General features: G+C 57.0%; 34 protein-coding genes and 1 tRNA gene. 13 read left to right on the top strand and 22 right to left on the bottom strand.

The genetic code is table 11. The features are described 5' to 3' along the window. Positions 1 to 64: 64 nt before the first annotated feature. Genes GTU76_RS29885 through GTU76_RS14960 form a run of 6 tightly spaced genes read left to right on the top strand, consistent with a single transcriptional unit; the run spans position 65 to position 2,833 of the window. Positions 65 to 373: a phiTE_015 family protein gene (locus tag GTU76_RS29885; RefSeq protein WP_219342153.1), complete on the top strand. Its 309-nt coding sequence runs from the start codon at positions 65 to 67 to the stop codon at positions 371 to 373. A 49-nt stretch (positions 374 to 422) separates the two neighbouring features. After that, positions 423 to 758, top strand: coding sequence for a hypothetical protein (locus GTU76_RS14975; RefSeq protein WP_180698926.1), 336 nt, complete (start codon positions 423 to 425; stop codon positions 756 to 758). Further along, positions 755 to 1,072 carry a hypothetical protein gene (locus GTU76_RS14970; protein WP_180698925.1) on the top strand — a complete coding sequence of 106 codons (318 nt, stop codon included), beginning with the start codon at positions 755 to 757 and terminating at the stop codon, positions 1,070 to 1,072. Before GTU76_RS14975 ends, GTU76_RS14970 begins: the two co-directional genes overlap by 4 nt. A 51-nt stretch (positions 1,073 to 1,123) precedes the next feature. Continuing rightward, positions 1,124 to 1,327: a hypothetical protein gene (locus tag GTU76_RS14965; protein ID WP_064116734.1), complete on the top strand. Its 204-nt coding sequence runs from the start codon at positions 1,124 to 1,126 to the stop codon at positions 1,325 to 1,327. Positions 1,328 to 1,364: 37 nt separating this feature from the next. Beyond that, on the top strand, positions 1,365 to 1,766 hold the full coding sequence (locus GTU76_RS30410; RefSeq protein ID WP_343057516.1) for a hypothetical protein: 402 nt from the start codon (positions 1,365 to 1,367) through the stop codon (positions 1,764 to 1,766). Continuing rightward, the gene (locus tag GTU76_RS14960; protein WP_343057528.1) at positions 1,652 to 2,833 is read left to right on the top strand and encodes a tyrosine-type recombinase/integrase; all 1,182 of its coding nucleotides are present in this window, start codon (positions 1,652 to 1,654) and stop codon (positions 2,831 to 2,833) included. The genes GTU76_RS30410 and GTU76_RS14960 overlap by 115 nt, the downstream gene beginning before the upstream one ends. 69 nt (positions 2,834 to 2,902) lie before the next feature. Here GTU76_RS14960 and GTU76_RS14955 read toward each other — a convergent pair. The 9 genes from GTU76_RS14955 to thrS all read right to left on the bottom strand — a co-directional run bounded on the left by GTU76_RS14955 (position 2,903) and on the right by thrS (position 10,355). After that, positions 2,903 to 2,979: transfer RNA gene (locus GTU76_RS14955), tRNA-Pro, on the bottom strand. Positions 2,980 to 3,067: 88 nt separating this feature from the next. Continuing rightward, the gene (locus tag GTU76_RS14950; RefSeq protein ID WP_003179985.1) at positions 3,068 to 3,424 is read right to left on the bottom strand and encodes a MerR family transcriptional regulator; all 357 of its coding nucleotides are present in this window, start codon (positions 3,422 to 3,424) and stop codon (positions 3,068 to 3,070) included. Continuing rightward, positions 3,405 to 3,707 (bottom strand): integration host factor subunit alpha, encoded by a 303-nt coding sequence (ihfA, locus tag GTU76_RS14945; RefSeq protein WP_002553164.1) that lies wholly within the window; start codon positions 3,705 to 3,707, stop codon positions 3,405 to 3,407. Before ihfA ends, GTU76_RS14950 begins: the two co-directional genes overlap by 20 nt. A gap of 3 nt (positions 3,708 to 3,710) precedes the next feature. Beyond that, positions 3,711 to 6,089 (bottom strand): phenylalanine--tRNA ligase subunit beta, encoded by a 2,379-nt coding sequence (pheT, locus tag GTU76_RS14940; RefSeq protein ID WP_180698923.1) that lies wholly within the window; start codon positions 6,087 to 6,089, stop codon positions 3,711 to 3,713. Between the two features lie 26 nt (positions 6,090 to 6,115). Beyond that, positions 6,116 to 7,132: a phenylalanine--tRNA ligase subunit alpha gene (gene pheS, locus GTU76_RS14935; RefSeq protein ID WP_003226365.1), complete on the bottom strand. Its 1,017-nt coding sequence runs from the start codon at positions 7,130 to 7,132 to the stop codon at positions 6,116 to 6,118. Between the two features lie 109 nt (positions 7,133 to 7,241). Further along, positions 7,242 to 7,598 (bottom strand): 50S ribosomal protein L20, encoded by a 357-nt coding sequence (gene rplT / locus GTU76_RS14930; RefSeq protein ID WP_007913489.1) that lies wholly within the window; start codon positions 7,596 to 7,598, stop codon positions 7,242 to 7,244. A gap of 28 nt (positions 7,599 to 7,626) precedes the next feature. Continuing rightward, positions 7,627 to 7,821: a 50S ribosomal protein L35 gene (gene rpmI / locus GTU76_RS14925; protein WP_002553160.1), complete on the bottom strand. Its 195-nt coding sequence runs from the start codon at positions 7,819 to 7,821 to the stop codon at positions 7,627 to 7,629. Positions 7,822 to 7,881: 60 nt separating this feature from the next. Next, a complete protein-coding gene (gene infC / locus GTU76_RS14920) occupies positions 7,882 to 8,433 on the bottom strand; it encodes a translation initiation factor IF-3 (protein ID WP_170947229.1) in 552 nt (183 codons plus the stop codon). Beyond that, positions 8,433 to 10,355, bottom strand: coding sequence for a threonine--tRNA ligase (thrS, locus tag GTU76_RS14915; protein WP_007913488.1), 1,923 nt, complete (start codon positions 10,353 to 10,355; stop codon positions 8,433 to 8,435). Before thrS ends, infC begins: the two co-directional genes overlap by 1 nt. 371 nt (positions 10,356 to 10,726) lie before the next feature. Between thrS and GTU76_RS14910 the strand changes: the two genes are divergently transcribed. Continuing rightward, entirely contained in the window at positions 10,727 to 11,029 is a 303-nt protein-coding gene (locus tag GTU76_RS14910) for a hypothetical protein (protein ID WP_095111728.1), read from the top strand. A gap of 290 nt (positions 11,030 to 11,319) precedes the next feature. Continuing rightward, on the top strand, positions 11,320 to 11,532 hold the full coding sequence (locus tag GTU76_RS14905; RefSeq protein WP_003179963.1) for a cold-shock protein: 213 nt from the start codon (positions 11,320 to 11,322) through the stop codon (positions 11,530 to 11,532). 72 nt (positions 11,533 to 11,604) lie between these two features. Here GTU76_RS14905 and GTU76_RS14900 read toward each other — a convergent pair whose 3' ends face one another. Together GTU76_RS14900 and GTU76_RS14895 are read right to left on the bottom strand one after the other, a co-directional pair. Continuing rightward, a complete protein-coding gene (locus tag GTU76_RS14900; RefSeq protein WP_016984945.1) occupies positions 11,605 to 11,919 on the bottom strand; it encodes an I78 family peptidase inhibitor in 315 nt (104 codons plus the stop codon). Positions 11,920 to 12,088: 169 nt separating this feature from the next. Next, positions 12,089 to 12,394 (bottom strand): hypothetical protein, encoded by a 306-nt coding sequence (locus GTU76_RS14895; protein WP_175554807.1) that lies wholly within the window; start codon positions 12,392 to 12,394, stop codon positions 12,089 to 12,091. A 131-nt stretch (positions 12,395 to 12,525) separates the two neighbouring features. Between GTU76_RS14895 and GTU76_RS14890 the strand changes: the two genes are divergently transcribed. After that, a complete protein-coding gene (locus tag GTU76_RS14890; protein WP_016984943.1) occupies positions 12,526 to 12,732 on the top strand; it encodes a hypothetical protein in 207 nt (68 codons plus the stop codon). 33 nt (positions 12,733 to 12,765) lie between these two features. On the opposite strand, the gene GTU76_RS14885 is transcribed toward GTU76_RS14890, so the two are convergent. From GTU76_RS14885 to GTU76_RS14850, 8 genes are all read right to left on the bottom strand, one after another. After that, positions 12,766 to 13,794 carry a nucleoside hydrolase gene (locus GTU76_RS14885; protein WP_016984942.1) on the bottom strand — a complete coding sequence of 343 codons (1,029 nt, stop codon included), beginning with the start codon at positions 13,792 to 13,794 and terminating at the stop codon, positions 12,766 to 12,768. A gap of 31 nt (positions 13,795 to 13,825) precedes the next feature. After that, the gene (gene rbsD / locus GTU76_RS14880) at positions 13,826 to 14,230 is read right to left on the bottom strand and encodes a D-ribose pyranase (protein ID WP_016984941.1); all 405 of its coding nucleotides are present in this window, start codon (positions 14,228 to 14,230) and stop codon (positions 13,826 to 13,828) included. Then, the gene (gene rbsK / locus GTU76_RS14875) at positions 14,227 to 15,144 is read right to left on the bottom strand and encodes a ribokinase (RefSeq protein WP_180698922.1); all 918 of its coding nucleotides are present in this window, start codon (positions 15,142 to 15,144) and stop codon (positions 14,227 to 14,229) included. The genes rbsD and rbsK overlap by 4 nt, the downstream gene beginning before the upstream one ends. 24 nt (positions 15,145 to 15,168) lie before the next feature. Then, positions 15,169 to 16,188 (bottom strand): LacI family DNA-binding transcriptional regulator, encoded by a 1,020-nt coding sequence (locus GTU76_RS14870; protein ID WP_180698921.1) that lies wholly within the window; start codon positions 16,186 to 16,188, stop codon positions 15,169 to 15,171. Positions 16,189 to 16,191: 3 nt separating this feature from the next. Beyond that, positions 16,192 to 17,169 (bottom strand): ABC transporter permease, encoded by a 978-nt coding sequence (locus GTU76_RS14865; RefSeq protein WP_016984938.1) that lies wholly within the window; start codon positions 17,167 to 17,169, stop codon positions 16,192 to 16,194. Further along, the gene (locus GTU76_RS14860) at positions 17,166 to 18,719 is read right to left on the bottom strand and encodes a sugar ABC transporter ATP-binding protein (RefSeq protein WP_180698920.1); all 1,554 of its coding nucleotides are present in this window, start codon (positions 18,717 to 18,719) and stop codon (positions 17,166 to 17,168) included. The genes GTU76_RS14865 and GTU76_RS14860 overlap by 4 nt, the downstream gene beginning before the upstream one ends. Positions 18,720 to 18,775: 56 nt before the next feature. After that, complete coding sequence (locus GTU76_RS14855) at positions 18,776 to 19,732, bottom strand: sugar ABC transporter substrate-binding protein (RefSeq protein ID WP_016984936.1); 957 nt, start codon at positions 19,730 to 19,732, stop codon at positions 18,776 to 18,778. A gap of 201 nt (positions 19,733 to 19,933) precedes the next feature. Beyond that, complete coding sequence (locus GTU76_RS14850) at positions 19,934 to 20,383, bottom strand: hypothetical protein (RefSeq protein ID WP_016984935.1); 450 nt, start codon at positions 20,381 to 20,383, stop codon at positions 19,934 to 19,936. Positions 20,384 to 20,731: 348 nt separating this feature from the next. On the opposite strand from GTU76_RS14850, the gene GTU76_RS14845 reads away from it, so the two are divergent. From GTU76_RS14845 to GTU76_RS14835, 3 genes are all read left to right on the top strand, one after another. After that, on the top strand, positions 20,732 to 21,820 hold the full coding sequence (locus GTU76_RS14845; RefSeq protein ID WP_034152752.1) for an asparaginase: 1,089 nt from the start codon (positions 20,732 to 20,734) through the stop codon (positions 21,818 to 21,820). Positions 21,821 to 22,016: 196 nt separating this feature from the next. Beyond that, positions 22,017 to 22,286, top strand: coding sequence for a DUF1654 domain-containing protein (locus tag GTU76_RS14840; RefSeq protein ID WP_166219800.1), 270 nt, complete (start codon positions 22,017 to 22,019; stop codon positions 22,284 to 22,286). A gap of 4 nt (positions 22,287 to 22,290) precedes the next feature. After that, the gene (locus tag GTU76_RS14835; RefSeq protein WP_175554811.1) at positions 22,291 to 22,980 is read left to right on the top strand and encodes an endonuclease; all 690 of its coding nucleotides are present in this window, start codon (positions 22,291 to 22,293) and stop codon (positions 22,978 to 22,980) included. 54 nt (positions 22,981 to 23,034) lie between these two features. On the opposite strand, the gene GTU76_RS14830 is transcribed toward GTU76_RS14835, so the two are convergent. Beyond that, positions 23,035 to 23,937, bottom strand: coding sequence for a siderophore-interacting protein (locus GTU76_RS14830; RefSeq protein WP_016984554.1), 903 nt, complete (start codon positions 23,935 to 23,937; stop codon positions 23,035 to 23,037). An 87-nt stretch (positions 23,938 to 24,024) separates the two neighbouring features. Further along, positions 24,025 to 24,390, bottom strand: a complete 366-nt coding sequence (locus GTU76_RS14825; protein ID WP_016984553.1) for a hypothetical protein — start codon at positions 24,388 to 24,390, stop codon at positions 24,025 to 24,027. Between the two features lie 250 nt (positions 24,391 to 24,640). Between GTU76_RS14825 and csrA the strand changes: the two genes are divergently transcribed. After that, complete coding sequence (gene csrA / locus GTU76_RS14820; protein WP_003179932.1) at positions 24,641 to 24,835, top strand: carbon storage regulator CsrA; 195 nt, start codon at positions 24,641 to 24,643, stop codon at positions 24,833 to 24,835. A 211-nt stretch (positions 24,836 to 25,046) separates the two neighbouring features. On the opposite strand, the gene GTU76_RS14815 is transcribed toward csrA, so the two are convergent. Further along, the gene (locus tag GTU76_RS14815; protein ID WP_180698919.1) at positions 25,047 to 25,502 is read right to left on the bottom strand and encodes a DUF2214 family protein; all 456 of its coding nucleotides are present in this window, start codon (positions 25,500 to 25,502) and stop codon (positions 25,047 to 25,049) included. Positions 25,503 to 25,740: the final 238 nt, after the last annotated feature.

Raw genomic sequence — 25,740 nt, 5'->3', positions numbered from 1 at the left:
GCATGGCCGGCTGCACCCTCTTCTTCTGGCTTCCATTGGTACTGACCATAAAGGCGGTGATCGGATGAGCGAACAAATGCGTGAAGAGTTTGAGGGGTGGGCCGCCGAGGAGGCTGAGGTGCGCGGAGTCGGCTCGCTTCTCGGGCTTATGAAAGACGAGCACCACGACCGATACTCGATGATTTGGACACAGACCGCATGGGTGGCTTGGCAGGCTTCTCGCGAGGCGCTGGTGATTGAGTTCCCGAACCGGTACGACGAAAAGTACCAAGAGTATTTCGACGATGTGGATGGCGGCTGCTTCAACGCTGCAAAGTATCTGGCTGACGTGAAATCCACAATCGAAGCCGCCGGCCTGAAGGTGACGCCATGATCTTCGCCCCGATCTACATGGCCTACCTCATCTGCAAGGGGCCGTGGCGATGAACGAACAAAACACCAAAGAGTTTTATTCTCCTGAGCAGGCCTCTCAGCATGCCGCCGACTGGTGCAAGCGCAACCCAGCATGGCGCCGGATCTGTGATATCCCCGATTCCGATGCCCTTTATAAAACCTACGATGAGATTCCGAAACGCGAACGGGCCTACTGGGACGAGAACGGCGGCGAAGAATGTTGGCGAGAGGTTGGGATCGCGAAGTGCAAGGTCGCTACCGGTTTCATCTCTGGAAAAGGCGAGTTTTTCGACCACGTGCTCAAAGTGCCCCTGCATCACAACCTGATGATGGTGTTTCGTGTAGGCAGGCGCTGGAAACCATGAGTCGCATGGTCAGCGTCCGCACCGAGGAACTGACCGGACCGGCGCTGGACTGGGCAATCAACGCGATCGAGGGTGATCAGCAGCCAGTCACCGGACAGCTGGACCTCTTCGCCCTGCCCGACGCCGAGCAACTGATCACGAAGTACGGCGTCTGGGTCGATATTGGCCACCGGCACCCTTGGCTGGCCGACATGACGAACGACCCGTTCAACCGGTTCACCGGCGAGACCCGAACCATCGCAGTGTTCCGCGCCGTTGTCTTCGCCAAGCGCGGTGCCACAGTGAGCGTCCCCGCCGAACTCATCCAGCAGTAACCCCTCCCCCAACTCAACAGCCTGCCGGTGTACGGCGGGCGAGGTGCATGCATGTTTATTTGCGCAGAAACCAAGATCGGGCGGTGCAAATCGCTCGGCGATCAGGTGCGCGTTCTGGCGCTTCGCCTCGGTGGCGGATGGAGCCAGGCGCGCGAGGATCTGGCGAAAGAAGCAGAGCAATGGTTTGGCCGAGAGCCGGTCACCACAAAACAGGAATGGCGCGCCGTCCGCGCCGAAGTCTTCCGCACCGAATAACCACCTTCTGCCGCCACGCGCGGCATGGAGCATCCCTATGTCAAATCGCAGCGCGGCCCAGGTCGCGCCCATCCTCCCGCGCTTCATTCGCGCCGGCGAGGCATACGGCTATCTCGGCATGTGCCGGGACGAATTCAACAAAACAGTCCGGCCGAACGTCCGCGAATTCCCGATCGGGAAACAGGGCGTCGGGTTCGACCGGATCGAGCTTGACCAGTGGGCTGACGCCTACATCGAGTCAATGGCAATTGAAAAAGCGGCCAATCAGGACAACAATCAGCCCCGCAGTGGGCGCCAAGGAGCAAGTAAATGGCGCGAAAAACAATCTCCGGCCTCTACGAGAGGAACGGAATTTGGCACATCGACAAAGTCGTCAGAGGTCAGCGACTTCAGGAAAGCACTGGATCAAGCGAAAGGCAGGAAGCGGAGCAGTACCTGATCCACCGCCTGGAAAAGCTGAGGCAGGAAAAGGTTTACGGAGTGCGCGAGGTGCGAACCTGGCGGGAGGCTACCACCAGATTTCTGGTGGAGTTCAAGGATCAAGCCTCGATTGCCCTGTCTGCGTCACACATCGAACAGCTCGACCCGTACATTGGCGACCTGCCAATCACGCATATAGATGACGGCACTCTGGCCGCCTTCAAGCGAGATCGCCAGAAGCCAACCAAAACAGCGAATGGGAAAGTAAAGCCAGGCGTATCGAACAGGACGGTGAACATCGCTCTGCAGCGAGTCGTCCGGATCTTGAACCTGTGCCACAGGAAGTGGCGCGATGCAGAGAAACGGCCGTGGCTTGATAGCGTGCCGATGATCTCAATGCTGGAGGAAAAGAGGTCGAGCCGGAAGCCCTACCCGTTGTCATGGGAAGAGCAGTCGATGTTGTTCGCTGAGATCCCGGATCACCTGCTGAGGATGGCACTCTACAAAGTGAACTCGGGAAGCCGGGAACAGGAAGTCTGCAAACTTCAGTGGGATTGGGAGATACGGGTACCGGAATTGGGAGCGAGCGTGTTCCTGATCCCATCAGAATTTGGCGGGAGGCACGAAAAGGCGGGAGTTAAAAACAGGGATGAGAGGTTGGTGGTGCTGAATCGGGTTGCGATGTCGATTATCGACGGCCAGCGTGGTCTTCACACAAAGTACGTGTTCCCTTACGGACAGCCGGACGAGTACGGACCAACCGCAATGCACCGCATGAACGACACGGCATGGAAAAGCGCAAGGATTAGGGCGGCGGCGAAATGGGAGAAGGAACACAAGTCGCCTGCACACCCTGGGTTCCGGTCGATCAGAGTTCACGATCTGAAGCACACCTTTGGCAGAAGGCTTCGTGCAGCGAACGTGACAGAGGAAGATCGAAAGGCATTACTTGGGCACAAGAACGGCAGCATTACGAGCCACTATTCTACCGCAGAGCTTGAGCATTTGATTGAAGCGGCAAACAAAGTGTCGGCAACCGATTCGCGAGGACCGGCCCTGACCATCTTGAGGAGAAAAACGGGATGAACCCCCGCAAAAGTCCCTACGCATGAAAAAGCCCAACCTTTTCAGATTGGGCTAAGTCATTGAAAATTATGGTCGGGACGGAGTGATTCGAACACTCGACCCCTAGCACCCCATGCTAGTGCGCTACCGGACTGCGCTACGCCCCGACTGATTTTGCAACCGTTCTTCACCTCGAAGAACGCTCAAGAATATAGCGCAAGCGTTTGAAAACTGGAAGTATTCAAACGCTGCTTTTTATTTCTTGAGAACCACCAGCACATCTTCCAATTCGGCAATCATCTGCCGAATCATCTGCTTGTACTGAGTCGTGTCGTCTTTGGCTTCATCGCCGGACAAGCGCAGGCGCGCACCGCCGATGGTGAAACCCTGATCGTAGAGGAGCGCGCGGATCTGCCGGATCATCAGCACGTCCTGGCGCTGATAATACCGGCGGTTTCCGCGGCGTTTGACGGGGTTGAGCTGAGGAAACTCCTGCTCCCAGTAGCGCAGCACGTGTGGCTTTACGGCACACAGCTCGCTGACTTCACCGATGGTGAAGTAGCGTTTGCCCGGGATGACGGGTAGTTCGTCGTTATGACTTGGTTCCAGCATAAGCCTCAACTCGGGCCTTCAACTTCTGCCCTGGACGAAAGGTGACCACACGGCGAGCCGTGATCGGGATTTCTTCCCCCGTTTTCGGGTTGCGGCCAGGCCGCTGGCGTTTGTCCCGAAGGTCGAAATTGCCGAAACCGGACAATTTGACCTGCTCGTTGTCTTCAAGAGCGTGCCTGATTTCCTCGAAAAACAGTTCGACCAATTCCTTGGCTTCCCGCTTGTTCAGGCCCAGCTCTTCATACAGACGTTCCGCCATCTCAGCTTTCGTCAAAGCCCCCATACGTCACTTCCTTAACGTGGCGTTCAACCTTTGTTCGAGCGAGGTGAGGATATTTTGCGTCGTCGAATTCACCTCATCGTCATTAAGAGTGCGCGATGGATGCTGCCAGGTCAAGCCAACTGCAAGGCTTTTTCTATCAGGATCAATGCCTTTACCCTGATACACGTCAAACAGCCTGAGATCTGTGAGCCATTCGCCTGCATTTTCACGGATTACGTCCAGTACGGCTGCGGACGCGACGTCTTTGTGCGCAATCAGTGCAAGGTCACGACGCACTTCAGGAAAGCGCGACAACTCGTGGAATTTCGGCATTTTACCGAGTGCCACTTCAGCCAGAACCAGCTCGAAAACGAAAACTGGACGATCCAGACCCAAGGCTTTCGACAATTCCGGGTGGATGGCGCCGATGAAACCGACTTCACGCCCTTCGCGCTCGATGCGCGCGGTTTGACCCGGGTGCAGCGCCGGGTGTTTGCCCGGAGCGAAAGTGAACGAATCCAGTGCACCGGCAAAGCCCAGCACCGCTTCCACGTCAGCCTTGACGTCGAAGAAATCGACGGTGTCGCGACCTTGTGCCCAGCCTTCCGGCAGACGACTACCGCAAACCACACCAGACAGCATCGGCTCTTGCTTCAGGCCTTCGAGCTGACCGACGAAGCGCAGACCGCTTTCGAACAGACGCACGCGATCTTGCTGGCGGTTGAGGTTGTGCTGCAACGCTTTGACCAAGCCAGGCCACAGCGACGAACGCATGGCAGCCATGTCATTGGAAATAGGATTGGCCAGCAACAGCGGCTCGACGCCCGGGTTGAACAGTTCGAACTGACGCGGATCGATGAAGCTGTAAGTGATTGCTTCCTGATAACCGCGCGCTACCAGCAGGCGACGCAGCTCCGGCAGATCGCTACGCGCTTCAGCTTTGGCTTGTGGCGCCAGGCGCGCTTGCGGGTAACGAACCGGCAGACGGTTGTAGCCGTACAGACGCGCCAGTTCTTCGATCAGATCGACTTCCAGGCTGATGTCGAAGCGATGGCTTGGCACTTCTACGCGCCACTGGCCTTCACCGTCGGCGGAAATACCGAGACCCAGGCCGCCGAGCAAACGCTCGACCTGCGCGGAATCCATTTCCATACCGAGCATCTGAGTGATGCGCTGGGAGCGCAGGGTGATCGGTGCGATCGACGGCAGGTGCTGCTCGCTGACGGTCTCGATGATCGGGCCGGCTTCACCGCCAGTGATTTCCAGCAGCAGGCCAGTGGCGCGCTCCATGGCTTCACGGGCCAGTTGCCAGTCAACGCCACGCTCGTAGCGGTGCGATGCATCGGTGTGCAGGCCGTAGGAACGAGCCTTGCCAGCGACAGCGATCTGGTCGAAGAATGCGGATTCCAGGAATACGTCGCGAGTGGTCGCGGAGACACCGCTGTGCTCGCCACCCATGACACCGGCAATCGCCAGCGCGCGAGTGTGGTCGGCAATCACCAGCGTATCGCTACGCAGGCTGACTTCCTGACCGTCGAGCAGTACCAGCTTCTCGCCCTCTTCCGCCATGCGCACACGGATGCCGCCATTGATTTCTGCGAGATCGAAGGCATGCAGCGGCTGACCCAGTTCGAGCATCACATAGTTGGTGATGTCGACGGCAGCGTCGATGCTGCGCACGTCGGCGCGGCGCAGACGCTCAACCATCCACAGCGGCGTTGGCTTGGACAGATCGACGTTACGGATAACGCGGCCCAGATAACGCGGGCATGCCGCTGGTGCCAGCACTTCTACCGAACGCACTTCGTCGTGCACGGCAGGAATGCTCATGACCACCGGACGAGTGACCGGCGCGTCGTACAGCGCGCCGACTTCACGGGCCAGACCGGCCAAGGACAGGCAGTCGCCGCGGTTCGGGGTAAGGTCGACCTCGATGCTGGCGTCTTCCAGATCCAGATACACGCGGAAATCTTCACCCACCGGCGCATCGGCCGGCAGTTCCATCAGACCGTCATTGCCTTCACCGACCTGCAGCTCGGATTGCGAGCAGAGCATGCCGTTGGACTCAACGCCGCGCAGTTTGGCTTTCTTGATTTTGAAATCGCCCGGCAGTTCAGCACCGATCATGGCGAACGGAATCTTCAGGCCCGGACGCACGTTTGGTGCACCGCACACGACCTGCAAGGTTTCCGCGCCATTGCTGACCTGGCAAACGCGCAACTTGTCGGCATCAGGGTGCTGCTCGGTGCTCAGCACCTCGCCCACTACCACGCCGCTGAATACACCGGCGGCCGGGGTCACGCTATCGACCTCCAGGCCAGCCATCGACAGACGAGCAACCAGCTCGTCGCGATTTACCTGCGGGCTAACCCAGCCACGCAGCCATTGTTCACTGAATTTCATCCTGCTCTCCTAAGAATTCGTTACGACTAGCGAAATTGCGCGAGGAACCGCAAGTCGTTGTCGAAGAACAGACGCAAGTCGTTCACGCCGTAACGGAGCATGGCCAGACGCTCGACGCCCATGCCGAAAGCAAAACCGGAGAACTCTTCCGGATCGATGCCGGACATGCGCAGCACGTTCGGGTGAACCATGCCGCAGCCCATCACTTCCAGCCAGCCAGTCTGCTTGCAGACGCGGCAGCCTTTACCGCTGCACATCACGCATTCCATGTCGACTTCAGCGGATGGCTCGGTGAACGGGAAGTACGAAGGACGGAAACGTACGGCTAGCTCTTTCTCGAAGAACACACGCAGGAATTCTTCGATGGTGCCTTTGAGATCGGCAAAATTGATGTCGCGATCAACCAGCAGGCCTTCGACCTGGTGGAACATCGGCGAGTGGGTGATATCGGAGTCGCTGCGGTACACACGGCCTGGGCAGACGATGCGGATCGGCGGCTGTTTCGATTCCATGGTGCGGACCTGTACCGGCGAGGTATGGGTGCGCAGCAGCATGTTGGCGTTGAAATAGAAGGTGTCATGCATCGACCGGGCCGGGTGATGGCCTGGGATGTTGAGCGCTTCAAAGTTGTGATAGTCGTCTTCGACCTCAGGGCCTTCGGCAATGCCGTAGCCGATGCGGGTGAAGAACTGCTCGACACGTTCCAGAGTCCGGGTCACCGGATGCAGACCACCGGAGGTCTGGCCACGGCCCGGCAATGTCACGTCAATGGATTCGGCAGACAGTTTGGCAGCCAGTTCGGCTTCTTCAAACAGAGCCATGCGCGCATTGAGAACGCCTGTAACACGCTCCTTGGCAACGTTGATCAGCGCACCGACTTGCGGACGCTCTTCTGCCGGCAAATTCCCCAGGGTCTTCATCACCTGAGTCAATTCACCCTTTTTGCCAAGGTATTGAACCCGGATTTGCTCCAGGGCATTGATATCTTCAGCGCTTTGCACAGCCTCTAGTGCTTGAGAGACCAGCGCATCCAGGTTTTCCATGTACAGACTCCAGATACAAAATAGGGGAAGAGCTTGAAGGCTCTTCCCCTATTTAAGACGTTTACCACCTGGCCCCACGGAAGTGAGACCGGGTGATTGTCGGGGGTACTTAAGCCAAGGTGGCTTTAGCTTTCTCGACAATCGCAGCAAACACCGCTTTTTCGTTCACTGCCAGATCAGCCAGAACCTTACGGTCGATCTCGATGGACGCTTTTTTCAGGCCAGCGATGAAACGGCTGTAGGACAGACCGTTAACACGAGCACCAGCATTGATACGAGCGATCCACAGAGCGCGGAACTGACGTTTTTTCTGACGACGGTCACGGTAGGCGTATTGGCCTGCCTTGATTACCGCTTGCTTGGCAACACGGAATACGCGGGAGCGTGCGCCGTAGTAGCCTTTAGCAAGTTTCAGAATTTTTTTGTGACGCTTACGGGCAATGACGCCACGCTTTACACGAGCCATGAGTTACTTCCTCTATTCTTGACTAAAATTAACGAAGGCGCAGCATGCGCTCGACTTTTGCCACGTCAGACGGATGCAGCAAGCTGCTACCGCGCAGTTGACGCTTACGCTTGGTCGACATTTTAGTCAGGATGTGGCTCTTGAAAGCGTGCTTGTGCTTGATACCGTTAGCAGTTTTCAGAAACCGCTTAGCAGCACCACTTTTGGTTTTCATTTTTGGCATGTTCGGATACTCCGCATTCAGTTGATAAACATAATCAGAAGGCCTGCCGTGCCCTGTTGATTACTTCTTCTTTTTCGGGGCGATGACCATGATCAGCTGGCGTCCTTCCATCTTAGGATGCTGTTCGACCGAACCGTACTCGAGCAGGTCAGCTTCAACCCGCTTGAGGAGTTCCATCCCCAGCTCCTGGTGGGCCATCTCACGGCCGCGGAATCGCAAGGATACCTTGGCCCTGTCCCCATCACTCAGGAAACGTACCAGGTTGCGCAGTTTTACCTGGTAATCCCCTTCCTCCGTCCCTGGACGAAACTTGATTTCTTTAACCTGAATCTGCTTCTGGTTTTTCTTGGCTGCGGCAACCTGTTTCTTCTTCTCGAAGATCGATTTGCCGTAGTCCATCAGTTTGCAAACAGGGGGTACTGCATCGGCGGAAATTTCCACCAAATCCAGTTTGGCCTCTTCAGCCTTAAGAAGCGCGTCTTCAATTGACACAATCCCAAGCTGTTCACCTTCAGCCCCAATTAACCGAACCTCGCGTGCCGAGATATTCTCGTTGATCGGGGCTTTCGGTGCAGCTCGTTTATCTTGTCTCATTTCACGCTTAATAATAATTACTCCGAATCTGGGCGACCACGCCGGGAAACCGCTTGCGCGAGAAACTCAGCGAACTGGGCGACGGGCATCGAGCCCAGGTCAGCACCTTCACGAGTACGCACAGCGACAGTCTGCATCTCGACTTCCTTATCTCCGATTACCAAGAGATAGGGAACCTTGAGCAAAGTATGCTCGCGGATTTTAAAGCCGATCTTTTCATTTCTCAAGTCGGACTTGGCACGAAATCCGCTTTCGTTGAGAGTTTTTTCAACTTCTGCAACAAAATCTGCCTGTTTATCAGTGATATTCATGATCACCGCCTGCGTTGGCGCGAGCCATGCAGGGAACGCACCTTCGTAGTGCTCGATCAGAATCCCGACGAATCGCTCGAAGGAACCGAGGATCGCACGGTGCAACATCACCGGGTGTTTGCGGCTGTTGTCTTCAGAGACGTATTCAGCGCCCAAACGGACAGGCAGGTTAAAATCGAGCTGCAGAGTACCACATTGCCAGACCCGACCAAGGCAGTCTTTCAGCGAGAACTCGATCTTCGGACCGTAGAACGCCCCCTCACCCGGCTGCAGATCGTACGGCAGGCCCGCAGAATCGAGGGCTGCAGCCAGTGCAGCCTCAGCGCGATCCCATAGCTCGTCGGAACCGACGCGTTTTTCCGGACGAGTGGACAGCTTCATCTCGACATCGGTGAAGCCGAAGTCACGATAAACGTCCATGGTCAGCTTGATGAACGCAGCGGATTCGGCCTGCATCTGCTCTTCGGTGCAGAAGATGTGGGCGTCGTCCTGAGTGAACGCACGTACGCGCATGATGCCGTGCAGCGCACCTGACGGCTCGTTACGGTGGCAGGCACCAAATTCCGCCAGACGCATCGGCAACTCGCGGTAGCTCTTCAGGCCCTGATTGAACACCTGCACGTGGCAAGGGCAGTTCATCGGCTTGATGGCGTAGTCGCGGTTTTCCGACTGCGTGGTGAACATGTTGTCGGCGTAGTTGGCCCAGTGCCCGGATTTCTCCCACAGGCTGCGGTCAACGACTTGAGGGGTCTTGATCTCAAGATAGCCGTTGTCGCGCTGGATCTTGCGCATGTACTGCTCGAGTACCTGGTACAGAGTCCAGCCGTTCGGGTGCCAAAACACCATGCCCGGGGATTCTTCCTGGGTGTGGAACAGGCCCAGACGCTTGCCGATCTTGCGGTGATCGCGCTTTTCAGCTTCTTCAATACGCTGGATGTACGCCGCCAGCTGCTTCTTGTCCGCCCAGGCAGTGCCGTAAACGCGCTGCAATTGCTCGTTCTTGGCGTCACCGCGCCAGTAGGCACCGGACAGCTTGGTCAGCTTGAAGGATTTCAGGAAGCGCGTGTTCGGCACGTGCGGGCCACGGCACATGTCGACGTATTCTTCGTGATAGTACAGACCCATGGCCTGTTCGTTCGGCATGTCCTCGACCAAGCGCAGCTTGTAGTCTTCGCCACGGGCCTTGAACACTTCGATCACTTCGGCGCGCGGAGTGACTTTCTTGATGACGTCGTAATCTTTCTCGATCAGCTGCTGCATGCGCTGTTCAATGGCAGCCATGTCGTCCGGAGTGAAAGGACGTTCGAAGGCGATGTCGTAATAGAAGCCTTCGTCGATGACCGGCCCGATCACCATTTTCGCGGTCGGGTACAGCTGTTTGACCGCATGACCCACCAGGTGAGCGCAAGAGTGGCGAATGATCTCCAGCCCCTCTTCATCCTTTGGCGTGATGATTTGCAGGGTCGCGTCGCTGCTGATGATGTCGCTGGCGTCGACCAGTTGGCCATTGACCTTGCCGGCCAGAGTGGCTTTGGCCAGACCGGCACCAATAGATGCGGCGACCTCGGCTACGGAAACCGGGTGATCGAATGAACGTTGACTGCCGTCGGGAAGAGTAATAGTTGGCATGGCGCCTCCTCTCCTAGTGGTGACCCCTACCAAAGGTCACGTGGGTTGGGATGAGCCAGTACAAGATCCGATCCAGGCCATTCAATGACGAACGCCTGCCTTACAGCGGCAGGAGCCTTGCGGCCAACCGGAAAACCGAACCAGAGTGACTGGGATTCAAATCGAAATATTCGCACGTTGACCGCTGTCGGGACTGAACGTCATCCGGAGCCTGAGAACGCTTGAGCCCGGCATCCTAGCACAGATGAGCGGTCACTTACGCCTCTGTTTGATCACAAGGCAAATCGTCTGTTTTTATGCCAGAGTGCTGAACTTGATGGGCTCTTCAGCCCTCAGATAACAAGACATTGACCCATAAGGAGCATCCTCGCATGCGTCTGAATACCCTGTTCGCCGTCGTCGCCCCTATCGTTATGCTGCTGCCGCTCAGCGCCCACGCCGACTGGCCGAAGGGCGAGCGTGAGAAGTACATGGCGCAGTGCACCCAAGCGGCTACTCCGCAAATTGGTGCCGCGGCGGCCAAATCGCACTGCGCTTGTGGCGCTGATGCCATCAAGTCCTATCCTGCCGCTGACATTCAGGCACTGATGGACAACAAGGCCTCCCCTGAATTGCAACAGAAAGCGTTGGGCCAAATTGCCAAATGCAAGGCAAATACCCCGGCTAAAAAGTGATCAAAAAGGTCTTTTGAGTCGGCTCAGCGCCTCTGAAAAGGGCTGAATTTGAGCCTTTTCGGAGGATTTATGCAGGTTTTACAGGTTTTTTTATCGTCTTTACGTTCCGCTCAAAGCCTTGTAAACCGGGGCTTTCAGCAGAAACAGGCAGTAAAGAAAACACGACTGATTGGCAAACAGCACGTCCGGGGGGCTACCAAAGCGAACATTTCGACTATGATATCCCCGTGTGCCCAGTTGGCCTGAGCAGCACAGTACTACTGAAAATATATGTTTCTTGGAGATACACCATGTCTAATCGCCAAACCGGCACCGTTAAATGGTTCAACGATGAAAAAGGCTTCGGCTTCATCACTCCTCAAGGTGGCGGTGACGACCTGTTCGTACACTTCAAAGCTATCGAATCCGACGGTTTCAAAAGCCTGAAAGAAGGCCAGACCGTTTCCTTCGTGGCTGAGAAAGGCCAAAAGGGTATGCAAGCTGCACAGGTTCGCCCAGAGTAATTTCTCGGCGCACTAAAAAAACCCCGTCCATGTGACGGGGTTTTTTATGCCTGCAACAAAAGGGTTGTCTGATCAGCCGCAGTTGACGCGAGTGATCACCAGATTGTTGTCAGTGTTCAGATTCAGGCGATCAGAGCGGTATTCCAGAGTGATCATGTCATCGGGCTTGAGGAAACGGGCATTTTGCGCGCCGGCTTTGGCACGCGCCTGCTCCAGCAATGCGGGCGAAGCTTTCTTGCCAATGGCGAATTCCGCCGCCGTGGCTTCACAGCGGCTACCGGCTTCTGGTGCCACAGGATCCTTTGCCGACTCGCTGGAGGTCGTACTGCAGCCTGCCAACATGGCAGCGGCCATAAGTGCACCCAGTGTCGCGAACTTCAAAGGCATGAAGCCTCCTTGTTTTCAAAATGGTTAAGCTGAGATCGTGCGACCGCCATTCCGGCGTTTGGTTTCACGGCCAAGGCCATCACCCTGCCCCACGATTGGAAAAACGCCGAGTGTGCCTGAGCGGCATGCGTCACTTCATCAATCAATCGTGACTGAATATTAACGGCGCTCAGTAGACGTCGATGTAGTCAAACGGTGGATTCGGCCAGTTATCCTTCAGCGCATTGAAAATCTGCATCACCCACACCTCGTCACTGGCCGCGACATTGCCCACGTAGCCCGACCCCTTGGCCCAGGTTTCCAGGCGAAACAGCAAGCCGTCAATTTCCTGCCCACCGGTAACGCCGGAGGAAATGTAAGCAATACCGCCCTTGGTCACGCGCAACTGCGTGTGCTCGTCATCACTGGCCGAGGCAAGCAACTGGCGCACAGCGTCGAGCGTGAGGCCGTCAGGGGTGTTCAAATCGATCTGCACAGCACGATCCTTGAAAAGCCTTAAAAGACCAAGTGTCGCATAGCGCTCCGCTCATGCCTAAGTCGCAGTGCCAAACGCCCGACAAAATGGTTAACTCGAAACTCAGACTTTCCGACTTTTCGAGCGCTCCCATGACCACCATCAGCATCGACGCCGCCATTAATGCCAAATGGGCAGACGGACACAGCTCTTACAGCCCGGGAACCACCGAGGAGCTTGCGCTGATTGGTATCGATCTATTGGTAAAGGAGCTGGGCACTGAAGCGGCCAAGCAATTCATCAAGCAGATTTTCGAGCGCTACCCGACCGAACACGACGAACACACTGAAAGGGTGTAAAAACCCGCAGGCTGGCACCTGCGGGCAAATGATTTACTTCAGGCGCTTCAGGCGCTCGGTCAGCAAGTCAAAGAAGCCTTGCGCGTCGCCATTTTCCACCCAGAAGGCGTTTTTTGGCGCTTTCAGGCCATCGTACCAATCGACGATGGTCTGACCGAACGTCGGCCCCTCACGACTATCCACCACGACATTCACCGAGCGACCGGTGAACAGTTCCGGCTTGAGCAGATAAGCCACTACGGTAGCGTCATGCACAGGACCACCCGGAATACCGTAGTGCTCCATGTCGCCTTTGATGTACTCATTGAGGATATCACCGACAATCTTGCTGGCATTGTTGTTCAGCGCAGCGATCTGCTTGAGGCGTGCGTCACTGGTGAGGATCTTGTGCGTCACGTCCAGCGGCAGGTAAGTCAGTTTCACGCCGCTTTTCAGCACGACCTCAGCCGCTTGCGGGTCTGCAAACAGGTTGAATTCGGCCACCGGAGTGATGTTGCCGCCATTGAAGTGCGCCCCGCCCATGATCACCACTTCCTTGATGCCCTGAACGATTTCAGGCTCCTGGATCAGCGCCAGCGCCAGGTTGGTCTGCGGGCCGAGCATGGCGATCGTGATGCTGTGCGGCTTGGCTTTTTTCAACGTATCGATCAGATAGTTGACCGCATTGCCTTCAGCCAGTCCCTTTTTCGGTTCGTGCACCGTGACACCCGACAGGCCTTCCTTGCCATGGATGTTCTCGGCGTAGATTGGCGTACGCATCAGCGGCTTCGGCGCGCCGGCGTAAACGGGCACATCTTCGCGCCCTGCCCACTCGCGAGCCAGCCGTGCATTACGCGACGTCTTGTCGAGGCGCACGTTGCCAGCCACGGTGGTCAGCGCGCGAATATTCAGTTCGTCCGGCGAGGCCAGTGCGAACAGCAAGGCGACCACATCGTCGGCTCCTGGATCGGTATCGATGATCAGGTCGATTTTTTCCGCCGCCTGAGCGCCGGTCGCAGTGATTACGGACAAAAGCAGTAAACCCCGGATGAGTTGATGCAGTTTCTGAGCATAGCGTTGCATGGCGCATTCCTTGTGCTTGTGAAATCAAAAGTTAAAAGGTGACTCCAGCGACCAGCACGATGTTGCAGTACGGCTGGCATTCGCCTGTACGAACAATCGCCCGTGCCTGCCGGCTGAGCACCTTGAATTGCTCATGACTGAGCAGATCGCGACGCCCCAAAGCGCCCTCTTCATTCAACCCGTCCAGCGCAGTCAGTGCGGTCGGTTGCTTGTCGAAGATTTCTTTGGCCAGCGCATGGCTTTCCACCTGCATCTCGCTGAGCACGACTTTCAGGGTGCTGACGAAATCGGGGACGCCGTGGGTCAGCGCCAGATCAATCAACTCGACACCTGGCGGCACTGGCAGCCCAGCATCACCAATGACCACCATGTCGCCATGGCCCAGAGACGCGATCAGCCGCGACAGTGCGACGTTAAGCAGGGGAGTCTTTTTCATGCGGGTTTAAAGGCCTGTACGTCGGATTGAGTAGGAATGGACGGTTGCGCACCGGCGCGAGTTACCGACAGCGCGGCGGCAATCTGTCCGTAGCGAATCGCCTCGACCTCGGATTTGCCATTGGCCAGCGCCGCCGCGAAGCCACCGACAAAAGTGTCTCCGGCGGCGGTGGTGTCGACAGCCTTCACTTTCGGCGCCGGGAAATGCTCAAAGCTCTGGCCATTGGCGAACAGCGAACCTTGTGCACCGAGGGTAATGATGACTTTGCCCGCCCCCATGGCGATCAGTAGGCTGGCGGCACTTTCTGCGCTTTTCAGCGAGTCCACTGGCGATCCGCTCAACACGGTCGCTTCGCTCTCGTTGGGAATCAGGTAATCGATTGCGGAAAACCAGTCTGCCGGCAGTGGGCGACTGGCCGGGGCCGGATTGAGGATGACGATTTTGCCAAGCGCACGCGCACGCTTGAGCGCATGTCCCACCGTGGCATCCGGAATTTCGAGCTGGCAGATGATCACGTCGGCGGCTTGCAACACTGCATCAAACCGGTCGATCACTGCGGGTGTCATGGCACCGTTGGCACCGGCGACAATGACAATTGCGTTCTGACTGTTGTCATCGACCACAATCAACGCCACACCACTGGAATCCTCGACCGTACTCACGGCCTGACAATCGATCTGCTCAGCCAGCAGAGCGTCACGCAACTGCACGCCATAGTCGTCATTGCCAACGCAACCGACCATCGCCACCTGCGCGCCCAAACGCGCTGCGGCCACTGCCTGATTGGCGCCCTTGCCACCGGAAACCGTGGCAAAGGAATGACCGATCAGCGTTTCACCGCCGACGGGAAGTCGCGGCGCGCGAGTCACCAGATCCATGTTCAGGCTGCCTATTACCACTACATTTGCTGGCATACATCATTACTCGTCAATTCGGTTTCAGCGGTATTCGGTGAACACGCCGGACAACGGTGCGGTCGATTCGCGCAAGACAATACTCGGGGTCACGATCCGCTGATCGGTACCCAGAGTCGGCGTAGCAATCCTTCGCAACAGCACTTCGGCGGCCATCTCACCCAGTTGCAGGATCGACTGCCCCACCGTAGTGAGTGCCGGATACACGTAACGACTCATCTGGATATCGTCGAAGCCGATCACCGACAGCTCGCTCGGCACGCGAACATTGCGCTCCGCTGCAGCGCGCAGCACGCCGATGCCGATCATGTCGTTACCGGCAAAAATCGCGCTCGGCGGATTGCTTTCAAGCAGCGTCGCCGCCGCGTTGTACCCGCCAGTACTGGTGAAATCACTTTCCAGCATGCGCTTCTGGCGGACTTCAACACCCGCCTCTTTCAGCGCCCGGCAATATCCGGCCAGACGCATCTGCGCAACACTGGTACTGGCCGGACCGCCAATGGTGGCGATGTCGCGGTGACCCAATTCCAGCAAGTGTCGGGTGGCGAGGTACGCGCCGTATTCGTGGTCGATGCGCACCAGGTCGGCATCGACACCATCCAGACTACGGTCGACGATGACCATCGGCGTTTTTACGCCAGCCAGTCCTTGCGCCAGACCGCTGTCACCGCCAGCGGAGGCGACGATCAAACCGTCGATGCGCTTCTCCAGCAATACGCGTAAATAGCTGCGCTGCTTGTCAGGGTTATCGTCGGAGTTGCAGAGGATCACGCAGTAGCCGTTACGCTCGCAGTAATCCTCGATGCCCCGCGCCAATTCCGCGAAGTACGGGTTGAGACTGTTCGGCACCAGCAAGCCGATGGTCGCAGTCGTCTTGGCCTTCAGCGAGCGCGCCACTGCACTTGGCACATAGTCGAGGCTCTTGATCGCTGCCTCGACTTTCAGCCGCACTTCCTGACTGACCGGCCGGGTGTTGTTCACCACATGCGACACCGTCGTGTAGGAAATTCCCGCGAGGGCTGCCACGTCCTTGATCGTTGCCATGTCTTAGCCCCGGCGACTGGCGCGCTGACTGCGATAAGTGTCGAGCACCACCGCGATCACGATGACCGCGCCCGTGATGATACGTTTGGTCGGCTCGGTCGCGCCGATCTGCGCCAGACCCGCCGCCAGTACCGAGATAATCAATACGCCAAAAAACGTGCTGATCACCGAACCGCGTCCGCCCATAAGGCTGGTGCCGCCGATCACCACCGCAGCGATTACTTGCAACTCCAGACCGGAACCGGCATTCGGGTCAGCGGCTTCCAGACGGGAAATCTGAAACAGCGCGGCGATACCGGCCAGCAGGCCCATCAGGCTGAACACCAGAATCTTGTAGGGTTTCGGATTGATCCCCGCCAGACGCACCGCCTCTTCGTTGGTGCCGATGCCGATCAGGTAGCGACCGAACACGGTCCGGGTCAACACAGCCTGGGCGATGATAATCACCAGCAACGCAATAATGAACGACGGCGAGATACCGAACGCGACCGGATTCGACAACCAGGCGAACGAGTCTCCGATGTATGCGGTGCGCGAACCGGTCATCTGATATGCCAAACCCCGAGCCATTTCCAGCACACCCAGAGAGACGATGAACGATGGAATCCGCCAGGCCACGGTGATCGAACCGGTAACGGTGCCGGCCAGTGCCGCCACGGCCATGCCGAGCAACGCTGACGGCAACACGCCCCAGCCCCAACCGAGAATGGCGACGCTGACTGTCGAAGCGGCCAGTGCCAGTACCGAGCCCACCGACAGGTCGATGCCGCCGATGATCAACACGAAGGTCATGCCGACCGCCAGCACCATCAGATCAGGGATCTGGTTGGCCAACGTACTGAAGGTGTTATACGACAGAAAGTGGCTGCTCAAGACCGAGAACAGCGCAATCATCGCCAGCAACGCACCGGCCAGGCCCAGATAAGTGCCCAGACCATAGAAGTTGCCACTACGTTTGCCGGCAGGAGATGCAGTTTTCATGGGAGATCCCTAGGCGCCGCTTCGTTGAGCAACGCATCACGTTTTTGGTAGCCGGCGAACGCGGCGGCAAGCAAATCATCCTGAGTCCAGCTGTCGCGCTCGAAGGTGTCGATCAAGCGCCCTGCCGACAACACGCCAATCCGGTCGCAGATCAGCATCAGCTCACGCAGGTCACTGGACACCACCACCAGCGCTTTGCCCTGGCGCGTCAGTTCGCCGAGCAAGGCATAAATATCGAACTTGGCGCCGACGTCGATGCCACGGGTCGGCTCGTCGAACAGCAGCACCGAACAGTCGCGCTCCAGCCAGCGGCCGATCACGACTTTCTGCTGGTTGCCGCCGGACAACTCCGAAACCAATTGTGTCGGACTCGAACTGCGGATGCGCATGGCGTCGATCTGACGCTGCGCCAGAGCGATCTCGTCGCCGTTGTTGACGACACCGCCACTGGAAATCTCCGGCATGTTGCCGAGGGCGATGTTGGCGCTGATCGACTGACTGAGCAGCAGGCCTTCCCCCTTGCGGTCCTCGGTGATCAACGCGATACCGTTGCGCACGGCATCGACTGGCGAGCGCACACTGACGACTTTGGCTGGCGAGCCAAGTGCAATGCTGCCGCTGTCGGCAACGTCTGCGCCGAAGATCAGTCGCAACAGCTCCGTGCGCCCTGCCCCGATCAACCCGGAAATCCCGAAGATCTCGCCGGCACGCACTTCGAACGAGACATCGCGCACTTTGTCGGAGCGAGTCAAACCCGTGACAGTCAGCGCCGGGGCACCGATCTTGCGCGGGCCCATGTCGATATGTTCGCCCAGTTCACGACCAACCATCAGCGTCACCAGCTGCTCGCTGTTGTAATTGGCCATCGGCTCGACGCACACCAGATGGCCATCACGCAGCACGGCAATCCGCTGTGCGACGCGGGCCAACTCTTCGAGGCGGTGGGAAATGTAGATGATCGAGACGCCTCGCGCCTGCAAACGGGTAATCTGCTCAAAGAGCATTTCGACTTCACGCGCGGTCAGCATCGCGGTCGGCTCATCGAGAATCAGCACATGACAATCGCCAATCAGGTTACGGGCGATTTCGACCATCTGCTGATGCCCGATACCCAACTCGCCGACCAGCGTATCCGGATCAATTGCGTCGAGACCGACTTGCGCCATGGCTTCGATCGCAGCCTTGCGCAACTGCTTGCGGCTGATCCAGCCACCGTTGCTAGGCAGGTTGTCGAGAAACAGATTCTCCGCCACCGACAGGGTCGGCAACAGATTGAGTTCTTGCATGACCATACGCACGCCGAGGTCTTCAGCCTGGGTGCGACTGCCCGGTCGATAGTCCTTGCCCTGGAATTGCATCTGGCCGGTGGTCGGGGTGACCAGTCCGCCGATGATTTTCGACAGGGTACTTTTGCCGGCACCATTCTCGCCGGTCAGCGCCAGTACTTCACCGCGCATCAGCGTCAGATCGATGCCAGTGAGCACCGGTTGCGCATAGGTCTTACCGATACCGCTGACCGAGAGGACAGCGTTCGGGGCGGAAACTGACATAAAAACTCTCCATGCGCTCGCCCGGACGGACGAGCGCCGTTGTGTCGCCAGAAGACTTACTTGGTGACCAGCTCGACCGGTGTTTCGATCACGCCGTTGGCGCCGCTGTCGACTTTTTCGCCCTTGATGATTTTCAGCGCGGTTTCGATGCCGAACACCGCTTGCTTCGCAGCGAACTGGTCAGCCGTGGCCAACACGCGACCGTCCTTCAACATTGGCTTGATGGCATTGATGTTGTCGTAACCGACGACCTGAACCTGACCGGCCTTGCCAGCGGCACGGACTGCGGAAACGGCACCGACGGCCATGCTGTCGTTGCCGGCCAGCAGCGCTTTGACATCCGGATACTCACTGAGAATCGAAGCGGCAACCTTGTTGCCTTTGTCGATTTCCCAGTCGCCGGATTGCAGGGAAACGATCTTGATCTGCGCAGCGTCCATCGCATCTTTGAAGCCAGCGGTACGTTGCTGGGCATTGGTCGTGGTGGACACGCCTTCAATGATGCCGACTTCGTCACCGGCCTTGAGCTGCTTGGCCAGGTATTCACCGACCAGACGCGCACCTTTACGGTTGTCCGGGCCTACGAAGGGCACGCTGATGTTTTTGCTTTTGACGATGGCCGGATCGAGCTGGTTATCGATGTTGATCACGGTGATGCCGGCATCGACGGCTTTCTTGATCACCGGCACCATGGCCTTGGAATCGGAAGGCGCGATTACCAGTGCATTGACCTTGGCCAGAATCATCTGCTCGACGATACGGGTCTGGCCAGCAGTATCGGTTTCATCCTTGATGCCATTGGAGATCAGGTCGAAATCGGCGGAGTGTTCTTTCTGGTAGGCCTTGGCGCCGTCTTCCATGGTCAGGAAGAATTCGTTGGCGAGAGACTTCATGACCAGCGCGACTTTGGGTTTTTCGGCGGATTCGGCGAATGCCGAGGAGACAGGTAGTGCGGCGGCTGTGGCAGCCAGCATAGCGACAGCAAGAAGACGTCCAGCGAATGGCAGCTTCATGGGTTCACTCCGATCTTATGATTATTGTGAGCAACGCTTGCGCTGGCGTAAGCTATCTCGCTTGCTTCCGGGCCATACAGTGCCGGGAGAGCCGCGCAAACGTTTGCGTAGACCGAACTATGCGAATCCCGCCGACATTTGTCAACAATCAGAAATCGTCATTTGTTGTAGGGCGAATCGTCGGACTCGCCCTTTCGCTGCTTATGCCGTGGTGCTGACCAGGTTACCGCTAGTGGAACTCTTCGTCATTTCCTTGACCAGTGCACCAGCCACTTCTGCCATCGCAGCGCTGGTTTGCGCGATTTGCCCCTGAATGGACATCACCGCTTGCGATTTGGCCTCAGGCGTCGGATAGGTCTTGGCTTGTGCGGCCGCCAGTTGTTGTTGCTGCTCCTGCAGTTGCTTCTGCAGTTCCTGCATGCGCTTGAGCAACATCTTGACCGTGACGCTCAGGTTGTCGCCGCTTTCAGCCTTGCTGTCTTCTGGCGCAGCGGCACCACCGGTCCTGACCTGATTGTTCGATTCTTTCTCAGTGCCCAGCGCCTCGGTGGAAGCCTCCGCTCCCGCCTCGCTCAATGCATTGATAGTCGCTGCGGTTTTGCCGCCGATGGTGACTGCGCCAGGATTTGATAAACCGACCGTCAGTGACATGTGAACTCCCTAGATTCTGTTTCCTTGAACAACCATCGGCCCCCGTGAAGGTTTCTTTAGCACAAAAGCCGAAACAGGCCACTCGAATCACTCGACAAAAGCAGTAGTCCTTTTCGGAGAGCCGAACGCGAAAGCGTCCATTGTTCGGAAACCCGGATAAACGATTCACTCCGCAATTTGCCAACTCATAAAATCTTGATGTAAATCATCGAGTTAAACATTTCTCTGACGCAAAGTACGGATGGTACAGATCCTGCTCCCTTCATCGCACTCCGAGCATCCAGATCGGCTTGGGGTGCATCTAGATGAACCTGCATCAGCACCGTCTCACTACTAGAGAGAAAAATAATGAAATCTGCTTTCAACACTTTGGTCCCGGGCGCTTTGGCCCTTCTCCTGCTCCTGCCCACCGCCCTTCAAGCGAAGGAAGTCGAAACCCAGACCAAACTCGCGAACGTCGTGGTACTTGCCACGGGCGGCACAATCGCCGGTGCTGGCGCGAGCGCCGCCAACAGCGCGACCTATCAGGCAGCCAAGGTCGGCGTAGAACAATTGATCGCCGGCATTCCCGAACTGAGCAAACTGGCGAACGTGCGTGGCGAACAAGTCATGCAGATTGCCTCGGAAAGCATCACCAACGAAAACCTGCTGCAATTGGGTCGTCGTGTAGCCGAACTGGCCGATAGCAAAGACGTCGACGGCATCGTCATCACCCACGGCACCGACACCCTGGAGGAAACCGCTTACTTCCTCAATCTGGTGGAAAAAACCGACAAGCCAATCATCGTCGTCGGCTCGATGCGTCCGGGCACTGCCATGTCCGCCGACGGCATGCTCAACCTGTACAACGCCGTGGCCGTGGCCAGCAGCAAAGAAGCGCATGGCAAAGGCGTACTGGTGACCATGAATGATGAAATCCAATCCGGTCGCGACGTCAGCAAGATGATCAACATCAAGACCGAAGCGTTCAAAAGCGCCTGGGGTCCACTGGGCATGGTGGTTGAAGGCAAGTCCTACTGGTTCCGCTTGCCAGCCAAGCGCCACACCATGGATTCGGAATTCGACATCAAAAACATCAAAAGCCTTCCTGACGTAGAAATCGCTTATTCCTACGGCAACGTCAGCGATACTGCCTACAAGGCTCTCGCACAGTCCGGAGCCAAGGCCATCATCCATGCCGGTACTGGTAACGGCTCGGTATCCTCCCGCGTGGTTCCAGCACTGCAAGCGCTGCGCAAGGATGGCGTGCAAATCATTCGTTCGTCCCACGTCAACGCTGGCGGCTTCGTTCTGCGTAACGCCGAACAGCCGGACGACAAGTACGATTGGGTTGTGGCTCACGACCTGAACCCGCAAAAAGCCCGCATCCTGGCGATGGTCGCATTGACCAAAACCAACGACAGCAAAGAGCTGCAACGGATGTTCTGGGAATATTGATGGACCTTCGCCCAATCAATTCTTGATTGGGCACCCTGCGCCACTCGCCTGTCGGTTGGGTGGTGCATCGCTCACAAAGCTCTCGCATTTTTCCTACAAAAAATTCGACACGGCCTACACCAAAATCGGAAAAGCGCTGTCAGAGGATTTTCTTTAATTTTAAGCAGTTGCGAAAATGCTTACAGTTAAATACTGTATGCACGTACAGCTTAATAAGGATAACCTCGTGGCCACCTCCCCTGATGCTCCTGACGCTTACGAACGCATGGGCATGCGCGTTCAGAAAATCATCAATTCCCCCACTGCACAAAAAGCCAAAGCGGCACTGATCTTCCGTCTGCCGGACGAGCCGATGGACGAGTGGGAACGTCTGCTCGAGGAAATCGACGAGAACGACAACGTCACCCTCGCCTATCGCGACGATGGTGGTGTGCAGATTTTTTGGGTTGTACCGAAGGAAGATTGATTCAATGAGTGTCCGCTGTTTTGCTTTGTTGCTTTTGTTCATCGCCATGGGTGCCCAGGCTGGCGCACCCCGCACATTTTCCGAAGCCAAGAAGGCCGCCTGGAAGCTATATGCACCGCAGTCCACGGAGTTTTATTGCGGATGCAAGTACACCGGCAACAAGGTTGACCTGAAGGCTTGCGGTTACGTACCGCGCAAGAATGCCAAGCGTGCGTCACGCATTGAATGGGAACACATCGTGCCTGCCTGGCAGTTCGGCCATCAGCGTCAGTGCTGGCAGGAAGGTGGACGCAAGAACTGCACGCGTTACGACCCAAGCTATCAGAAAGCCGAAGCCGATCTGCATAACCTGGTGCCGAGTATTGGCGAGGTCAATGGAGACCGCAGCAACTTCAGCTACGGATGGCTGCCGGTGCAATCCGGGCAGTACGGTTCGTGTCTGACCCAGGTCGACTTCAAGGCGAAGAAGGTCATGCCTCGCCCGTCGATTCGCGGCATGATCGCCCGCACTTACTTCTACATGAGCAAGCAATACGGCTTGCGCCTGTCGAAACAGGATCGGCAATTGTACGAGGCGTGGAACAAGACTTACCCGGTGCAGGACTGGGAGCGTCAGCGTAATCAAAGCGTGGCGTGCGTGATGGGACGCGGCAATGAATTTGTCGGCCCGGTGAACATGAAAGCCTGCGGCTGATCGACCACTTAAAAGAAAAGGCCTCGAACGTCATGTCCGAGGCCTTTTTTGTGGCTAGCTGCCCGCCTTGTTGTAGCGCCAGTACCCCATCAGGTTGAGCGACTCGCGTGCGATCCCGCATTCTTTGATCAGGTACCTGCGCAGACTCATCACCGCAGCGCTTTCTCCAGCGATCCAGCCATAGAAACTCTCATTGGCTGTCTCGGCTATTTCCCAAAGAATCTCTTTATCGATATCGACCTCGGCCAACTCGACAGCCTGGCCGATGGATGAGGCATGAATGGGTGCAACGGCTTTCTGAACCGCCGCCACCATCAACGTACCGGCGCTGGCCTGGTCCCGGATCAGCCACTGCACCATCAGCCCGGCCCAATCGGGAACTGCCAGCATATCCTCGACACTGTCGACTTCGAAAAACGCCTGCGTCAGGGGTGGCTCGGCCATAGCGGCCAATTCATCGAGAATGCCCATGGCCGCCGGTAGCGCCGTGCCGTCGGCGACCAGCAGAACCTGCTTAAGGGTCTGCGGCGGCTTCCATTCGAACCCTCCGGCGTCCTGTGCTGAAAAGCGGCGATCCGGGGCGAGAATCTGCATCGAATCACCGGGCTGCGCCCGAAGCGCCCAACGCGAAGCAGGCCCGGTTTCACCGTGCAGGACGAAATCAATATCCACTTCGCCTTGTTCGGCACGCAAATGGCGAATGGTGTAGGTGCGCATTGCCGGACGTCGATCGGCAATCATTGCCTTGAAGCGGGCGTACCAACCCTCGCCCTGAGCAAGCCTGGCAGGAGAACCATCAGCCGCAGGAAAAAACAGTTTCACCCTTTGATCCGGCGCCCAGGTAGCCATTTCTTTAACAGCAGGACTGGCCAGCGTGATCCGCATCATGTGCGGGCTAAGTAAGGTCTTGCGATGCAGTATGACGTCGAACAACTGGTAAGGATTGGCGGAGGCCATGCGGAGCTCCTTCGGAAAATCGTGACTGACTCGTATTAGACGAGCCACATCCGAGGTCCTTTAGGTTGCTCCGCTGAAACGCGGCGTTTACGGCGTGAGCGGGTGCTCGATCACCACCGATTCAATATTCTGCTTCTTGGCTTTCACCAGAGCGGCATCCACTTGTACTTTTCGGGCTTCAGCTTCGGCTTGCGAGTTGAAAGGACCAATCAGAATTCGCGCTTTACCACTGCTGTCCTTGATCACCGTAGGTACGAAAGCGTGCTCGATCAACCAGCCACTCAGGTCGCTGATAGCCTGCGGGGTTTCGCCGCGCACTTCGAGATCCCATTGGGGGGCGGCCGCCGCCGGCGCCGACACTACAGCCGATTGTGGTTTTGCTGCGTTTACATTCTTGCCTTCACCGCACCCGGTCAATACCAGTGCTGCGATTACCCAAACCAATTTGCGCACAACGCTTCCCTCGAAATTCTCAAAGCCGCGATCTTATCATTCATAAATACTTCGCGAGGCCCGCAAAATGGGCACAAAACAACGAGATTGATGGTTGCAGCCTCTGTATAGTTACGCCCTGGGAATTAATGCCGCTTCTGCGCGTCAGAAAGAGGCACCCAAACCGTGAGACTTCGCACTAATCTATACGTACCACCGACCTCTGCACTGTCTGAATCAGGTGCCCTACAAAGCAATCAAGGAGAAGACCATGCTGATACTCACCCGCAAAGTCGGTGAAAGCATAAACATCGGTGATGACATCACTATCACCATTCTGGGCGTAAGCGGCCAACAGGTCCGCATTGGCATCAACGCTCCGAAAAACGTTGCAGTGCACCGTGAAGAGATTTACCAGCGCATTCAGGCTGGCCTGACCGCCCCGGACAAGCCACAAACTCCCTGAACCGCCTCGCAGTCAGTAGCCAGTCCGTTTACCTTGTGGAATGACTGGCTAGAGATTCACGCGCCGTTTTGCCATCCGCTCCCCACTCCGCTGGGCACGGCGCCTGACACACCTCCTCCCCTTCACACCTCCCCTCTTGCTGCCGGATACTACCTGCCATCCCCCTGGCTGGCTGTCGGACGTTTCCGATAGAGCGCAGAGAATTCGCCCTCTAACCAAATGTCACGCCACGCGCCATGCCTGTGGCCGCCACCATCATCAGTAGCAGCAAAAACGCCTCGACATGACTGATTCGCGCGTACAGCTGTGCACGCCCGGTGTCGATCGCTGCGCCGCGTGCGGACGCGATCCGCCACTTTATCAACGTGATCATCGGGGCGAGCTCTACAATCAGGATCAGCACGAACAGCGTCATCTTCAGATGAAACAGCGGTTGATGAAGATAATAGTCGGTGCCTTTTTCAAAGCCGCCAAAAGCCCGCATTCCGCCTGTCACCAGCAGAATCAACGCAGAGACACCCCAAATATTATCGGCAAGCAAAACGCGCCTGGCCTCACCTGCGCCAGCAGCGAGGCGACTGAATGCCGTTCCACGCGTCAGAATCGCCCAAAAGCCCAAGGCATAAGCCAGTAGATGAATAGCCGCAAGAAACCAGTGAACCAGCATCGATACACCCCATCAGAAAGAGTTGAAAATCGGCCAGTCAGTAGTAGTCGAAAACGTAGGGAATTGCCTGCGAGGAATCGCCAGGCAATTACCAGGCATCGAGAGGAAAATGAAGCAACAAAGCCAAATCGCAGGCAAAAAAAATCCCAAGCAGCTGATGGAAGCTTGGGATTTAAAAATGCATAAACCGTGGTGGTGAACGCGGGACGGATGTTACTTAAGTTCACAACTCGTAACA

Origin of the sequence: Pseudomonas crudilactis, from assembly GCF_013433315.1 — a bacterium.
Lineage (GTDB): Bacteria > Pseudomonadota > Gammaproteobacteria > Pseudomonadales > Pseudomonadaceae > Aquipseudomonas > Aquipseudomonas crudilactis.
This window is presented reverse-complemented; position numbering and strand designations above follow the sequence as displayed.